We start from the raw sequence: 16,316 nt of genomic DNA, 5'->3' as shown, positions 1-16,316 counted from the left end.
AATAATCCTTGCGGATCTTCCGTTTTATCTATTTTTGTATTGGAAAAGTTCGCTTCCCCTATTACTCTGTCAAAAATACCTTCCCGCAGCGTTGGCAGTGATTAAGGTTCTTTCTCAGCAGAAGGCGTTGAGAGGATTTTACCGTTGCCTTGCAATTTTCACCTGTTACGCATTACGGAAAGAGTCACTATGTCTCAAATTCACGCATTCTCTTATCGCAAAGATATTGATGGCCTACGTGCTCTCGCTATTTTGTTGGTGGTGCTTTTCCATTCCGGTGTGGCTGAGTTAAGCGGCGGCTTTATCGGGGTAGATGTTTTTTTCGTTATCTCCGGTTTTTTGATTGGCAGCATTATCTCTCGCGAGATCGGTAATAATACCTTTACCTTTCAACAATTTTACGTCCGCCGTATTCGTCGTATTGCCCCTGCGCTGTTTTTTATGTTGTTTTGCATCACTGCATTAAGCTACAGCATTCTTTCTCCGCTGGAATTTCGCGATCTGGCAAAATATATCACCTCGGTGCTGCTGTTTGTTCCCAATGTGATGTTATTAAAAGGCATTGATTATTTTAATCCGAATGCCGATCTCAACCCGATGCTGATGACCTGGTCGCTGGGTATTGAAGAGCAGTTCTATTTCGTGCTGCCTGCTTTAATGATTCTGGCCCACAAACTGCGCTTCTCCCCTAAAGCTGTGATTACGGTACTGAGTCTCGCCTCGCTGGCAGCGGGTATATTCATCACCCCGATTAACGGCAACAGCGCCTTCTACCTCTTGCATACGCGGGCCTGGGAGTTAGGCGCAGGCGTGCTGCTGGCTCTCTGGCGCAGCCAGCCGCTCACGGGTGGCAGAAGCCTGCCGCTGGCAGTGGCGGGGCTTCTGCTGATACTGATCCCCGTATTTCTGCTGGATAAAGAGAGCGCGTTTCCTGGCTATCTTGCGCTGTTGCCCGTAGCGGGTGCCGTACTGCTTATTTTGACCCACACTCCGTTGCACCAGCGGCTGCTGGAAAATCGTGTGATGGTCTTTATCGGCAAGGTTTCATACTCATGGTATCTCTGGCACTGGCCATTACTCAGCCTCGCCCGCATCAGTGCAGATGCTCCATTGACCGCCATACAGGGGCTTGCTATCAGTGCAGGTGCGCTGGTTATCGCCACGCTCTCCTGGTATTTCGTGGAAAAACCGTTTCGCCGCCCTGCTCAGCCAAAACAACGGATCATCACCTCTTATACCATCCTGTGCGTAGTGGGCATTTTCTCCTTTGTCTCTATCTATATGGCCGGTGGACTCAAGTATCGCGTCGACGATCTGGTCAATAACGGCGAGCTGTTTAAAGTTGAGGCGGAAAAAAATCCCTGCCTGATGACCTACGGGGAAAACCTGCCCTCCTCCAACAGCCTCTGTATGCCGAAAATGGCCGTTCCGGCGGTAGCGCTAATAGGCGACAGCCATGCTGCTGCGCTGCGCGCTGCCGTTGCCCAATATGCTTTAAGAAAGCAGAAGCCGATGTTTGAACTGACGAAATCATCCTGCCCTTTCTTAGTTGGCGTCAGCCGTTATATGGTTGAGCACCCGCAACAGGGGGAGCAATGTACTGCCTTTAATAAAGAAGTGATGAAAACGTTACTTAGCGATAAAGTGGATGAAGTGATTATTACTGCCTTCTGGTCTTCAGGTTTTTCGTTAGTTCCGGGTTATGGCTATCGCTCTGTTGATGGCAAGGTCACGGATAATTACTTGGCGCTGAATGCTGGCATGAGTAACGTAGTAAAAGAATTACTCGCTGCGAATAAAAAGGTGGCGTTAATTGAAGATGCCCCCAGTCTTGATATAGATCCTCTGAGATTCAATAATACGCAGCACATCCCTCTGCGTAAAAAGATTAATGCGTGGCTCAGCGACAGCAGCCAGACCGTTGCAGACCGTACCCTGCGCTTTCATCTGACGGAAGATAAGGTGAATACGATCCTGGCGAGCTTTGCCCAGCCTGGCGTTAAGGTTATTCGCCTGAGAGATAATTTATGCAGTCAGCAAGGCTGCCTGATCGCCAGTAAAGGCTTACCGCTCTATTACGATAAGCACCATCTGACCGATCTCGGCAGCACTATCGCTCTTGGCAATAATTTGTAATGCACTCCTCTGATCCTGGCGGTTTCATTGCCGCCAGGATTACGTTACTGTCTGGGAAACGGGAGCCGTCAGGTTTCGCCCCGCACGTTATTCAAGGCAATAAAAGAACATGGATGCAAGAGTGCCCTTTCTCACCGCGCTGTTAATGCTGTTTCTCTCCCTGCCCTTCAGCCACCCTACACAAGCTGCTCAACCTGATTACACGCTGGAAAAGGTGGTGGAAATCAGCCGTCATGGCGTGCGTGCGCCGACCGCTGGCGATCGTAAGCTGATTGAAGCCGGAAGCCAGCGCGCCTGGCCTCGCTGGCTGACAGAGGAGGGCAGGTTAACCGGACATGGCTACACCGCTGCCTGGCTGAAGGCCCGCTATGAAAGCCAGCGTTATCGTCAGCTTGGGCTACTCCCTTCTGGCTGCCCTGGCCCGCAGGATGTTTATCTTCGTGCCAGCACGCTGCAACGTACCCAGGCTACCGCAGAAGCCTGGTCTGCCGCTGCCTTTCCTGGCTGCGGCGTGCCGGTTTATGCGCTGAGCCATGAAGATCCGCTCTTTTCTTTCCCTGCCGGTAAAGCAACCAGGGCAGAAAAAGAGCATAACAGGCAGGAGGCGCTGGCTGCATTGGGCGGGGATTTACAGCAGGCCGAAAAGCGTTTGCAGCCGCAGATTGCCGCGCTAAAAAAAGCAGTTTGCCGCGAAAATCAGCCCTGCCCGGTTTTTGAACAACCCTGGGCGCTTAAGGTCTGGTCAAACGGCGGCGTGGCGATAGAGGGGCTGGATACGCTGGCCGCGATGGCAGAAACGCTCAGGCTGGCCTGGAACGAAAACCAGCCTGCCGCCCTTGTTGCATTTGACCACGCCCACTCTTCTGCTGAACTCAGTCAGCTCCTGCCGTTACTGACGGCTAAATATGACTACACCAACGATTTACCTGCCGCCGCACGCAAGGGAGGATCGGTGCTGCTGGACCAGATTGTGAAGGCGCTGAAGCGGGAGGGTCAGCCAGCTTCAGCTAACGGCCAGCATCAGGCAGCCGTCCTGCCACCAGATGTTCGCTGGCTGCTGTATGTGGCGAGCGATATCAACATCGCTTATCTGCGTACCCTGATCAACTTCAGCTGGCAGCAGGGAGAGTACCCGCGCGGAAACATACCGCCCGCCAGTAGCCTGGTGTTTGAACGCTGGCGGAGCAGTAATGGCGAGCGCTTTCTCAGGATCTACTTTCAGTCACAAAGTCTCGATCAAATTCGTCAGCTGACGCCGCCTTCCCCGACTGAGCCGCTTTCGGTAACCGAGTGGCAGGGTAAAGGCTGTCGCGTTACCTCAGTGGGAACCCTCTGTCCGTTTGACACAGCGCTGCAACTTATTGAGAAGAATATAGATCCGCCAAAGGTAGCAGTCAGCTATCCGCACAGTTAAAGCGGGCTATGACTTGTACATCTGACTCGCTCAGCCTGAACCGGCCTTTGTCATGAAGTAAGCCGGATGAAAAAGAATGATCGTGTGGCTGAAGCTGGCTCTATCGTTACGGGCAAAAGCCAGTTGCCAGGCATAAAAAAGCCGCCCGCCAGGGTCAACCTGAAGGGCGGCTCTTTTCACAGTGAAGCCGTTAAGCGCTGGCGATCTTCTTTTTCACAAATCCCCAGCTCACCAACAGCAGCACTATCCAGCCGGCTCCCACATACAGCGAGATGCGGGTATCGGGGAAGTAGCCAATCAGACCGATGATAAAGATCAGGAACAGAATGCCCACCAGCGCGGTAAAAACGCCGCCTGGCATGGCAAACTTCAGGGCCTTAGCCTGCTCTTTGCTCAAGGTGCGGCGGAAACCAATCTGCGCGAAGAGGATCATTATCCACACCCAGACGGTGGCAAAGGTCGCCAGCGAAGCGATCACCAGGAACACTTTTTCCGGCATCAGGTAGTTAAGGTAAACCGCGACCAGCATTGCCGCCATCATCACCAGCACCGTCACCCACGGAATACCTCGACGTGAAACAGTGGCAAACATTTTTGGTGCGTGTCCCTGCTCCGCCATACCGTGCAGCATGCGCCCTACGCCAAAGACATCGCTGTTGATAGCGGAGAGGGAGGCGGTGATCACCACAAAATTAAGGATAGTAGCTGCTGCCGCAATGCCCATATGCTGGAAGGTCAGCACAAACGGGCTGCCGTTGGTGCCTACCTGGTTCCACGGGTAAACAGACATAATCACAAACAGCGTGCCGACGTAAAACACCAGAATACGCAGAGGTACGGTGTTAATGGCTTTCGGAATAGAGGTTTCCGGATCTTTTGCTTCCCCGGCGGTAATACCGATAATCTCAATGCCGCCATAGGCAAACATCACGATTTGCAGTGACAGCACCATGCCAACCACGCCGTGGGCAAAGAAGCCGCCGTTGGTCCACAGATTATGGATGCCGGTTGGCTGGCCGCCATTGCCGATACCCCAGAAGATGATACCGATGCCGGCTACGATCATAATGATAATAGTCGCGACTTTAAACAGAGAGAGCCAGAACTCCACTTCGCCAAACACCTTCACCGTGGCCATATTGATGGCACCGATGATCAGCACCACGCTGAGCACCCAGATCCAGTGCGGGACATCCGGGAACCAGACGCCCATATAGATGCCGAATGCAGTGACGTCCGCGATTGCGACAATCAGAATTTCGAAACAGTAAGTCCAGCCGGTAATGTAACCCGCCAGTGGGCCAAGATAGTCCTGTGCATAGCGGGAAAAAGAGCTGGCCTGAGGGTTATTGACCGACATTTCCCCCAGCGCACGCATAATGATATAGGCGATAGCGCCGCCGATAATATAGGCGAGGATCACGCTCGGCCCGGCCATTTTCATGGCATCTGCCGAACCGTAAAAAAGCCCGGTGCCGATAGCCGAGCCGAGTGCCATAAAGCGGATGTGGCGGGTACTCAGTCCCTTTTTGAGCGTATTTTTTGTCATTTTCTACTTCTGTTTTTACTCTGTCGGCCTTCTCTGCCGCGTGGCAGAGAAGGCGTGCTGAAAGGTTACTCTCCAGGCTTACTGCTGATGCGCATTCACCTGCTGACGGGCATAAACGCGGTCACAGATCGCCACCAGCACCAGCATCGCCAGAGAAGGCGGCAGCCAGGCCAGACCCTGCTCTGCCAGCGGCAGATGCTGAGTGAAAGCGGGCAGCGATGTTTTCCAGTCGGTAGTTTTCACCGCATCAATCATACCAAACAGCAGGCTGACCAGCATGGTGGGGGCAATAATGCGGCTGCTTTTCTTCCACCAGCTCAGCGTAAAGCTCAGCAGGATCAGCACAATGCAAGGTGGATAAATAGCCGTCAGAACCGGGATTGAGATTTGAATCAGGTGGCTCAGTCCAAGGTTAGAAACCAGCATGGAGAACAGGCCCAGCACAAATACCAGCTGGCGGTAAGAGAGCGGCAGATACTGTTCAAAGAACTCTGCACAGGCGCAAGTCAGGCCGACCGCCGTCACCATGCAGGCGACGAAAATCAGCGCGGCCAGGAAGAGGCTGCCCATACCGCCAAAGGTCTGCTGCACATAGGCATGCAAAATGGCTGCGCCATTGGCATTTTGATCCACGATAGAGGAGCTGTCTGAACCCAGTTTAAACAGCGCCAGGTAGACCAGCGTCAGCCCCACGCCGGCAATTAATCCCGCCAGCACGGTATAGCGGGTAAGCAGTTTCGCATCGCTGACCCCGCGTGAACGAGCTGCATTGACAATAACAATACCAAAGACCAGCGCCCCTAATGTATCCATGGTCAGATAGCCATTAACGAAGCCGCTGGAGAAGGCTGCATGCTGATACGCTTCGGTGGCGGGTGCCAGGCCGCCAGCAGGCCAGATCAGTGCCGCCACGCCCAGTACGGCCAGCGCAATAATTTTCAGCGGCGCAAGGAAATGACCGACGGTGTCCAGCAGTTTGCCCGGATAGAGAGAGATGCCGATCACCAGTGAAAAGTAGACCAGGCTGTAAATAAGCAGCGGCAGAGGGCCGTCACCCGTTAAAGGGGCGAGGCCAACTTCAAAAGAGACGGTGGCCGTACGTGGCGTGGCGAAGAGCGGGCCGACGGCAAGGTAACAGACGGTCGCCAGCACAATACCGGCAGCTTTGCCGACTGGCGTGCTCAGCGCATCAATACCGCCGCCAACGCGCGCCAGAGCAATCACGGTAATAACCGGCAGGCCGACCGCAGTAATCAGAAAGCCCAGCGCGGCAATCCACACGTGTTCGCCAGACTGAATGCCCACCATTGGAGGGAAAATAATATTGCCTGCACCCACAAACAGCGCAAAGGTCATAAAGCCCAGCGCAAGGATGTCTTTGGAAGTTAAACGATTAGTCATAAGCAGAAAATTAACCCGTACTGGTGTTCAGTGAAGTCGCGATGTCAGCTTTATCACCCTGCCCGCACTAAAAACGCCAGAATCGCCGCGTGATACGGAGAAATGTTTTTCCTGCTGTCGTTCTGGTAGCGGATTTGCGCTGGTTTTTGATCTTTTAACAGGGGGATAACGTAAAAACGGCGCTAAGTAAACCGTTTATAGGGGAGAAAGGCAAGGTGCGATCGGAAAAGCAGAGTGATATGTTGTAAAAATTACTGCATCCAGTGATTCACTTCAGTTTATCCGCTGGATGCCTTACATGATTTGTATTTTTTTTGCGCGACGCGGGGTTATTTTCTGCATAGATGGGACTAAAGATGCACGAAAGGCGCGAATAGTCGCGCCTTTTGCACATTCTGACGCAGCGTTACCAGACTTCTTTAGCGATATCCACTACCAGACGCAGCTTCGCCCACTGCTGTTCTTCACTCAGGCTGTTGCCCTCTTCCGTTGAGGCGAAACCACACTGAGGACTGAGGCAGATCTGATCAAGACTGACATACTGCGCCGCTTCAGCAATACGCTGCTTCACGGTTTCAGGGTTTTCCAGCTCGCCGTTTTTGGTAGTGATCAGACCCAATACCACCTGCTGTTTGCCAGGCTTGATGAAACGCAACGGTTCGAAACCGCCAGAACGCTCGTTATCATATTCCAGGAAGAAGGCATCAATGTTAACGGTGCCAAACAGAATTTCCGCTACAGGCTCATAGCCGCCTTCAGAGATCCAGGTGGAACGGAAGTTGCCGCGGCAGACATGGAGCCCAATAGTCAGATCGTCCGGCTTCCCTTCGATCGCTTTGTTCAGCACCTGGGCATAGATATGCGCCAGCTCTTGCGGATCCTCGCCACGTTCGCGGATCTGGTTTTTCTGATCTTCCGAGCAGAGATAGGCCCAGACGGTATCATCCAGCTGCAGATAGCGGCACCCTGCGGCGTAAAAGGCCTGAATGGCGTCGCGGTAAGTCTGCGCCAGATCGTCAAAATAGAGGTTAAGATCGGGATAAACGTTAGCGTCGATAGCTTTACGTCCGCCACGGAAGTGCAGCACGCTTGGGCTGGGAATGGTCATTTTCGGCACGGCGTCGCCGCTGATGCTTTTCAGGTAACGGAAATCTTGCAGCATTGGATGATCGCCAAACCCGAGTTTGCCAGTGACGCGGATGCTGTGCGCTTTGGTCTGCACACCGTTGAACTGAATGCCCTGCTCAGACTCGTAGCGCTCCACCCCTTGCAGGCCGTCGAAGAAGTCGAAGTGCCACCAGGCGCGGCGGAATTCACCGTCCGTTACCACTTTCAGCCCGCAGGCGCGCTGGTGCGTGACCACATCACGAATGGCTTCGTCTTCGATGCGCTTAAGCGCAACAGCATCTATCTCACCGGCCTGGAACTGCTCGCGAGCCTGTTTGATGGCCGCAGGACGAAGGAAGCTGCCGACCACTTCGGCACGATACTGGGCTGAATCTCTCTGCATGGTATGTCACTCCTGGCCGCCGATTGTAATTTACCGGCGAAATTATCACAATTCGTTATATACAGACTTCCGGATGTCTATATGGCTGTGAACAGAGTGTCATGAGAAAGATTCAGCTGCAACCGAGGAAATTTCATCAGGCATGAAGAAATTTCATGTTAGTGCTTACTCAGCCATTATTCAGCAGCAGACGGGCTTGTTGGCGCTGCTCTTCAGAGAGAGGCAGATAACCAGCCTGGGTTACCCACGCCTGGCCCCGATCAGACAACACATGCCGCAGGAAAACGGCAGTGAGCGGTTCCAGCGGTTTACCCGGTGGTTTATTAACATAGAGATAGAGTTTACGCGCATAGGGATAGCTGCCGCTGCGAATCGTCTCTGCATTGGGTGGGACCCACGCCGTTCCGTCCCGGGAAACGGGCAGCGTTTTCACGCCCGAGAGGTGGCTCCCCATACTGGCATAACCAATGGCATTAAGCGTGTCGGCCACGGCCTGCACTACGGCGGAAGAGCCGGGATATTCGCTTACATCATTGCGAAAATCCCCGTTACAGAGCGCCTGCTGCTTGAAGAACCCCCAGGTGCCAGAAGCGGAATTACGGCCAAAACGTTGCAGAGGACGCCCAGGCCAGCCGGGTTGTGTCAGGTTAAGATCGCCCCAGTGGTTTACGGCGGCAACGGCTCCGCAGCGGCGGGTCACGGAGAAAATAGCATCAAGCTGTCTGGTGTTCAGCCCCTGTAGCGGATTGTCCTGATTAACTACCACCACCAGCGCATCCATAGCCACCGGCACGGCCAGCGGTGGATAACCATATCGGGCTTCAAACAACTGACGTTCCACAGCCTGCATGGGACGGCTCATTGCGCCGATTTGTGCTGCGCCTGCGGCCAGTGCCGTAGGCGCAGTAGAGGAGCCGGCCGCCTGAACCTGCACATTCACGCCGGGATATTGTCGGTTGAAACTTTCGCCCCACAGCGTCATCAGATTGCCGAGCGTATCGGAGCCGACGCTGGTGAGATTCCCGGCCAGCATCCCCTCTTTGGCCTGCGCCATCAGGCTGAAACAGGTCAGGGCGATCAGAAACAGCTTTTTCATCTCAGGTATCCGGTTCGATCAACGAACCGCATTCTGTGCCAACTCGCGGCTGACAATCAACCTTGGCGGCAGGATGAAGCTGAAACAGGTCGCCACGCCCGGCTCGCTGGTGATATCCAGACGGGCGTTATGATGGCTCAACGCATGCTTCACTATCGCCAGGCCCAGTCCGCTCCCGCCGGTCTGCCTTGAGCGCGCTTTATCCACGCGATAAAAACGTTCTGTCAGGCGGGGAATATGTTCAGGCGAAATGCCCGGACCATTATCCTTTACCTTAAACAGCGCGCCCTGTGCGGTTTCCTGCCAGCTGATATCAATGCGCGTGCCGGGCGGCGTGTGGTTAACCGAGTTATAAACGAGGTTGGAGATGGCGCTTCGCAACTGCTCGTCGTTGCCGAAAACCCGCAGATGCTGGTCGCTGTGGAAATGAATTTCGTGCCGTCCCTGACTCAAGGTTTCCGCTTCACGCTGTAACAGCTTCAGCATTAACGGCACCTCGACTTTTTCCTGCAGATCGAGCGCTGGCGCGGCTTCAATGCGTGACAGCGTCAGCAGTTGTTTCACCAGTCCATCCATACGACGGGTCTGCTCCTGCATCGTATGCAGCGCTTTATCCCGCAGCGGCCCTTCCATTCCGGAATCATTCATCATTTCCAGATAACCCTGCAGCACCGTTAACGGCGTGCGCAGCTCATGGCTGACGTTAGCGAAAAAGTTACGGCGGGCGCCTTCCAGCTGATGCATCTGCGTCACGTCACGCGCCACCAGCAGCCATTGTCCTTCTGAATAAGGCATTACGCGGAATTCCAGATGGCGATGGCTGTTATGCACCAGGGTCAATGGCCGGGAAAAATCCCGCTGGCGAAGATAGCGGGTAAATTCCGGGTAACGAAGCAGGTTAAGGATGTTCTGACCATTATCCTCCGGCCAGCGCAGCCCCAGCATCTGTTGCGCCAGGCCGTTGCACCAGAAGATGGTTCCCTCTTCTGTGGTAAGTACCACGGCATCGGGCAGGGACTCCGCTCCGCTCCGAAAACGCTTAATCAGGTGGCCAAGCTCGCGCCGACGCCGACGATTTCTCGCCTGCATCTGGTAAAGGCCATAAAAGAGAGGCTCCCAACTGCCGCGACCGGCCGGTGGTGTCATACTGCGATCGATCCAGAGCCAGTGGGATAAACGCAGTAAATTAGCGAAGTGCCAGCCCATTACGGCCAACACGGCGATCAGCAGCAGCCAGGGCAGGTAGCCGACCAGTAGCCCCAAAATCAGGGCAGGCAGGCAGGCCAGCACCAGCTCCAGCAGCAGTCTCTTCCAGGAGAGGCGTTCCAACACGGTAGAGGCTCCAGTGCGAACGATCAGTAACGTGCAGAGAAACGGTAACCTGTTCCGCGAACCGTCTGCACCATGCGATCGTGCCCGGTCAGTTCCAGCGCCTTGCGTAAGCGGCGAATATGAACGTCAACGGTACGATCTTCGACGTACACGTTAGTGCCCCACACATGATTAAGCAACTGCTCACGGCTGTAGACCCGCTCCGGGTGCGTCATAAAGAAGTGCAGCAGCTTATACTCTGTTGGCCCCATTTCCAGCGGCTGAGTCTCAGACATCACGCGGTGTGAAGAGGGATCGAGGCTCAATCCCTGCATCTCAATAACCTCCTCCACCGCCATTGGCGAGATGCGGCGCATCACCGCTTTAATCCGCGCCACCAGCTCTTTCGGCGAAAATGGCTTGGTAATATAGTCGTCAGCGCCCACTTCCAGACCGCGAACGCGATCCTCTTCTTCGCCACGCGCCGTGAGCATCATCACCGGGATATCCCTGGTCATCGCTTCACGCTTCAGGTGCTTGATAAACTGAATGCCCGATCCCCCCGGTAGCATCCAGTCCAGCAGGATCAAATCAGGCCAGGGTTCGATGAGCATACTGACCGCACTGTCATAATCTTCCGCTTCTATGGGTTGATAGTCATTTTGCTCCAGCACGAAACACAACATCTCACGGATTGGGGCTTCATCTTCGACTACCAGAATGCGCTTAGCCATTATTGCTCCTGCTACTGTGACGGAATGTCACTGGATATGCGGCGCCATTATGCGTCAGTTTTATGACAGTTTTATGAAAAAAACTGACCCCAGCCCGCCGATTTATAACACTTTTATGAAGGTAGCGGTCAATGTGTCTGGGGTTTTGCCTCTGGCTGTTTATAATCGTCGGCACTGCTTTGCGCCTCAGAGGGACCCCATGCGAATACTCCACACGTCAGACTGGCACCTGGGCCAGTTCTTTTACACCAAAAGCCGTGCTGCGGAACATCAGGCTTTTATTGACTGGCTGCTGGAACAGGCGGTGGAAAAGCAGGTAGATGCCATTATCGTGGCGGGTGATATCTTCGATACGGGATCGCCGCCCAGCTATGCGCGTGAACTCTACAACCGCTTTGTGGTGAAGCTACAGCAAACCCGCTGTGAACTGGTGGTGCTGGGTGGAAATCATGACTCCGTTGCCACGCTGAACGAGTCTCGCGAGCTGCTTGCCTGTCTGAATACCCGGGTCATTGCCGCAGCCAGCGACGATCCTGCGCAACAGGTGCTGCTGCTCAACACGCGCGAAGGTAAACCCGGCGCGCTGCTCTGTGCTATCCCTTTCCTGCGTCCTCGCGATATTACCCTCAGCAAGGCGGGCCAGTCAGGCCGGGAGAAACAGCTGACGCTGCTGGAAGCGATAACCCAGCACTACCAGCGCTGCTGGCAGGCGGCGCTGGTAGCGCGTGAACGCCATAATCTGCCGCTCCCCATCATCGCCACCGGCCATTTAACCACCGTCGGCGTCACTAAAAGTGACGCGGTGAGGGACATCTACATCGGCACGCTTGATGCTTTTCCGGCGCAGGCTTTTCCGCCAGCAGATTATATTGCGCTGGGGCATATCCATCGTGCGCAGCGCATTGCCAATAGCGACCATATCCGCTACAGCGGCTCCCCTATTCCGCTCAGCTTTGATGAGCTTGGCAAGGAGAAAAGCGTCTTCCTGGTCGATTTTGCTGAAGGCAGGCTCAGTAAGATTGAAACGCTGCCGATCCCGCTATTTCAGCCCATGCAGATGATTAAAGGTTCGCTGGAAGAGATTGAGCAGCAGCTTGCGGCTATCCTCCCGCGTGAAGATGGCAAAACCGTGTGGCTCGATATCGAAATTTCTACCCATGCCTGGCTGAACGATCTCCAGCGGCGTATTCAGGAGCTGACGGAGAAGCTGCCTGTGGAAGTGGTGTTACTGCGACGCAGCCGGGAGCAGCGTGAACAGGGCATCAACCGCCAGAATAAAGAGACGCTCAGCGAGCTTAGCGTGCAGGAGGTATTCAGTCGTCGCCTGGCCCTTGAGGAACATGAAGAGCCGGAACGGCTGGCTCGAGCCACCACGCTGTTTAAACAGACGCTGAATGAGATTGATGACGAGGAGCAGGCATGAAGATCCTGACGCTGCGGTTTAAAAACCTCAACTCCCTGAAGGGTGAATGGAAGATCGATTTCACTGCCGAACCTTTTGCCAGCAATGGCTTGTTTGCCATTACCGGGCCTACGGGCGCGGGCAAAACTACGCTGCTCGACGCCATCTGCCTGGCGCTTTATCACGAAACCTCAAGGCTGGGTAAGCTTTCACAGACGCAGAACGATCTGATGACGCGTGATACCTCAGAATGTCTGGCAGAGGTGGAATTTGAGGTAAAAGGGGTGGCCTGGCGGGCATTCTGGAGCCAGAACCGGGCGCGTGGAGCAGTAGAGGGTAACCTGCAGGCTCCCCGCGTAGAGCTGGCCCGCTGCGAAGACAATAAAATCGTTGCCGATAAGGTCAAGGATAAGCTGGAGATGCTGACCGCCCTGACCGGCCTGGATTTTGAGCGTTTTACCAAGTCGATGATGCTGTCACAGGGAGAGTTTGCGGCGTTTCTGAACGCTGACGCCAACAGCCGCGCGGAGCTGCTTGAAGAGCTGACCGGCACCGAAATTTATGGCCGTCTCTCTGCCAGCGTGTTTGAACGCCATAAAACGGCGAAAGCGGCGCTGGATACCCTGCGCGCGCAGGTCAGCGGTATGGCGTTGCTGGAGGATGAGCAGCTTATACACCTTACAACCCGCCTGGAAGAGCTGGTAACAGCGGAGCAGGCGCTTACTTCCCAACATCAGCGGCACCATTTTTTATGGCAGTGGCAGCAGCAGCATCGCGCCGCCCTGCAGGCGGTTAAAGAAGCGGAGCACGCCAGCCAGCAGGCAGAAATCGCCTGGCAGCAGGATAGCGCGGAGCTGACCCGTCTGACCCAGGCAGAACCAGCGGAAAAGTTACGTCCGCTCTGGCAACAGCGCGAGCAGTATCAGCAGGAGTGGCACGAGCTGAACAGGCAGCAACAGCAGCTTTCGCAGCAAAAAGCGCTGGCGCAGCAACAGCTTGAGGAGTGTACGCAACAACTGAAGGCCGCCGATGAAGCGCGTCAACAGCATGAGGCGTATCGCCTGCAGCAGGAGACGCTGATTGCCGATACGCTCCTGCCGCTGGATAACCGCATCGCCTCGCTGACCCAGCAAACAGAGGGGCTGGCTAAAGAAGTAAGTGATTACCAACAATCCCTCAAACGCCGTCAGGGCGCGCTGCAACAAAATCAGCAGGCGCAGAGTGATAAACAGGCACAGCAGCAGCTCAACCGCGAATGGCAGCAAAAGCATCCGCATTTTGCCCGCCGGGGAGAATCTCTGCCGCTGTGGCGTGTTCGCTTTGAACAACAGCAGCAGAGTGAACAGGCGCTGAAAGCCCGGCAGACGCGCATGGAAGAGCAGCGAAAAGCCGTTCTTCAGCTCCAGCAACAGCTTCAGCAGGCAGAGCAACAGGCCAGACCGCAGCAACAGCTGCTGGAGCAGGCCCAGGCCCGACTCACCGAAGCTGAGAAGCGCGCCGCCGCGCAGCGGCAGCAGCATGCCGAAAGCGAGCTGGAGCAGTCGCTGGCACGGCTCAACCAGCAGCGCTCACAACGGCAACAGCTGGCTCTGCTCTCGGCGCAGTGGCAACAGCTGGCGGCCCGCTCGGCACGCCAGCAGGCAGGCCAGCAAGAGAGCCTGAAGCTGCAACAGCAGGAAACGCTGCAGCTGGAAGCGCTGCGCAGCAGCTGGAAAGAGAAATATCAGCATCTTCAGGATCTGGAGAAGCGCTGTGAACTGGAGAAGCGGATCGCCAGCCTGGAGCAGCAGCGTGCCCTGCTTGAAGCGGGAGAGCCCTGTCCGCTCTGCGGCTCCTGCGAGCATCCGGCGGTGGCGGATTATCAGGCGCTTGAACCCTCTGAAAACCAGCAGCGTCTGGCCAGGTTGAGAAGCGAAGTTGAGCAGCTAAAAGATCGGGGCACGGCGAAGCGGGAGCAGTTGAAAAACCTGCTCGCGCTGGCGGAAAAAGAGCAGCAGGCGGCGGATGAGGATCAACGGGAAGCCGCGCAGTTGCGCGCGCAGTGGCAGACGGTTATCTCCGCCCTCTCCCTTACGCTGACGCCAGAACACGCTGAACAAGTGCAGGCGTGGCTGGCAGAACAGGAGCGGCTGGAAACAGAGCAGCAATCCATACTGCAAAGCCTGCAGCAAAGCGCGCGCGAGCTGCAACAGCATAAGGACGCCGTTACGCAACAGCAGAATTCGTTACTGACTTTGCAGCAGCAGCAGCAGTTGATGGGTCAGCAACTGCTTACTACGCAACAGGCGCTGGAAGAGCAGGAGAACCTGCTGGCGCAGGAGCAGCAGAGCGTTAACCAGCAGCGCGACCTGTTGCAGGCCTCTCTCAATGAAGCAGGGTTAGCGCTGCCGCAATCGGGCCAGCAGGAGATGTGGCTTGCAGATCGTGAGAATGAGTGGCAGCAATGGTTACAAACGGAGCAGGCGCTAACTGACCTCCTCCCTCAGCTCACCACGCTGGTCACCCAGCATCAGGCGCTGACGGAAGAGACAGCCAGCGAACAGAGCCGACTGACGCTGCTGGAACAGCGCCTTAAAACCGATCGCGAATCGCTGGAAAAACTCAGGGAAGAACGCTTTAAGCTGTTTGGTGAACGGGCCATCGTGGAGGTCCAGCAACAGTTCCGCGCCGACTCAAAACAGCATGCGGAGAGCAGCGAAACCTGCCTTAAGCAGTGGCAGACGCTACAGAACCAGTTAAATACCCTGAACGGACAGCATAATTCACTGAATGAGCACGCTGTGGTGCTATCTCAACGCCTGAAGAGGGCTGAGCACTCGCTAACCGAAGCGCTGTCAGCCAGCCCCTTCCCGGATGAAGCGGCCTTTATCGGAGCGCTGCTTGATGAGCAACAGATGCTACGGCTGCGGGCGTTACAGAAAGAGCATGACCAGCGGCGTCAGCAAACTGCCGTGCTGCTGCGCCAGGCGCAACAGACGCTGGAAAACCTCCTGCAGGCAAAACCAGAGGATATGCCGGAAGAGGCAGAGGGATTAAGTGAAGTTGTTGCCAGCCTGTCGCAGCAGCTGCGGGAAAATGCCCGTCAACAGGGTGAGACGCGCCAGCAGCTCAACAGCGATGCCGCCCGCCGTCAGCAGCAGCAGGATCTGCTTGCTCAGATAGCCGAAAATGAAAAACAGGTTGAAGAGTGGGGCTACCTGAACCAGCTGATTGGCTCGCGCGACGGCGATAAGTTCCGTAAATTCGCCCAGGGGCTGACGCTGGATCATCTGGTCTGGCTGGCGAACAACCAGCTTAACCGCCTGCATGGCCGTTACCTCTTGCAGCGTAAATCACAGGAGGCGCTGGAACTTCAGGTCGTCGATACCTGGCAGGCAGATTCGCTGCGCGATACCCGTACGCTTTCCGGCGGCGAAAGCTTCCTGGTCAGCCTGGCGCTCGCCCTGGCGCTCTCCGATCTGGTCAGCCATAAAACCAGAATAGAATCGCTGTTTCTGGATGAGGGTTTCGGCACGCTGGATGCTGACACGCTGGACAGCGCGCTGGATGCGCTGGATGCGCTCAATGCCAGCGGCAAAACCATTGGCGTGATCAGTCACGTTGAAGCGATGAAAGAACGCATCCCGGTGCAGATTAAGGTCAGGAAAGTTAACGGCCTGGGTTACAGCAAGCTGGAGACGCCAACGGCGTAAGCAGGATAAACCGGCAGAGTGGCTCGCCGTTTTCAGCACCGGCAGCCTTCACAGGGCCACAGCCCGTTTGC

The 16,316-nt window shown here is 55.5% G+C and carries 10 protein-coding genes; 4 read left to right on the top strand and 6 right to left on the bottom strand.

Translation table 11 applies throughout. From position 1 onward, the window contains the following. Positions 1 to 189 precede the first annotated feature (189 nt). Together SD961_RS08160 and SD961_RS08155 are read left to right on the top strand one after the other, a co-directional pair. Entirely contained in the window at positions 190 to 2,136 is a 1,947-nt protein-coding gene (locus SD961_RS08160) for an acyltransferase family protein (RefSeq protein ID WP_318789890.1), read from the top strand. Between the two features lie 109 nt (positions 2,137 to 2,245). Continuing rightward, positions 2,246 to 3,550, top strand: a complete 1,305-nt coding sequence (locus tag SD961_RS08155; RefSeq protein ID WP_318789889.1) for a histidine-type phosphatase — start codon at positions 2,246 to 2,248, stop codon at positions 3,548 to 3,550. A 190-nt stretch (positions 3,551 to 3,740) separates the two neighbouring features. Here SD961_RS08155 and proY read toward each other — a convergent pair whose 3' ends face one another. The 6 genes from proY to phoB form a co-directional block, all read right to left on the bottom strand. After that, entirely contained in the window at positions 3,741 to 5,099 is a 1,359-nt protein-coding gene (gene proY, locus SD961_RS08150; protein ID WP_318789887.1) for a proline-specific permease ProY, read from the bottom strand. A gap of 78 nt (positions 5,100 to 5,177) precedes the next feature. Next, positions 5,178 to 6,500, bottom strand: a complete 1,323-nt coding sequence (brnQ, locus tag SD961_RS08145) for a branched-chain amino acid transport system II carrier protein (protein WP_318789886.1) — start codon at positions 6,498 to 6,500, stop codon at positions 5,178 to 5,180. Positions 6,501 to 6,906: 406 nt separating this feature from the next. Then, complete coding sequence (locus tag SD961_RS08140; RefSeq protein WP_318789885.1) at positions 6,907 to 8,010, bottom strand: cobalamin-independent methionine synthase II family protein; 1,104 nt, start codon at positions 8,008 to 8,010, stop codon at positions 6,907 to 6,909. 169 nt (positions 8,011 to 8,179) lie between these two features. After that, complete coding sequence (locus SD961_RS08135) at positions 8,180 to 9,106, bottom strand: PstS family phosphate ABC transporter substrate-binding protein (protein WP_318789884.1); 927 nt, start codon at positions 9,104 to 9,106, stop codon at positions 8,180 to 8,182. Positions 9,107 to 9,124: 18 nt separating this feature from the next. Continuing rightward, positions 9,125 to 10,438: a phosphate regulon sensor histidine kinase PhoR gene (gene phoR, locus SD961_RS08130; RefSeq protein ID WP_318789883.1), complete on the bottom strand. Its 1,314-nt coding sequence runs from the start codon at positions 10,436 to 10,438 to the stop codon at positions 9,125 to 9,127. Between the two features lie 23 nt (positions 10,439 to 10,461). Further along, positions 10,462 to 11,151 carry a phosphate response regulator transcription factor PhoB gene (phoB, locus tag SD961_RS08125; RefSeq protein WP_318789882.1) on the bottom strand — a complete coding sequence of 230 codons (690 nt, stop codon included), beginning with the start codon at positions 11,149 to 11,151 and terminating at the stop codon, positions 10,462 to 10,464. A gap of 199 nt (positions 11,152 to 11,350) precedes the next feature. Here phoB and sbcD point away from each other — a divergent pair, with 199 nt between their 5' ends. Then, a complete protein-coding gene (sbcD, locus tag SD961_RS08120) occupies positions 11,351 to 12,574 on the top strand; it encodes an exonuclease subunit SbcD (protein ID WP_318789881.1) in 1,224 nt (407 codons plus the stop codon). Continuing rightward, positions 12,571 to 16,245, top strand: a complete 3,675-nt coding sequence (locus tag SD961_RS08115) for an AAA family ATPase (protein ID WP_318789880.1) — start codon at positions 12,571 to 12,573, stop codon at positions 16,243 to 16,245. The genes sbcD and SD961_RS08115 overlap by 4 nt, the downstream gene beginning before the upstream one ends. Positions 16,246 to 16,316: the final 71 nt, after the last annotated feature.

The sequence above is a fragment of the Erwinia sp. MMLR14_017 genome (genome assembly GCF_033657285.1).
GTDB lineage: Bacteria > Pseudomonadota > Gammaproteobacteria > Enterobacterales > Enterobacteriaceae > Erwinia.
This window is presented reverse-complemented; position numbering and strand designations above follow the sequence as displayed.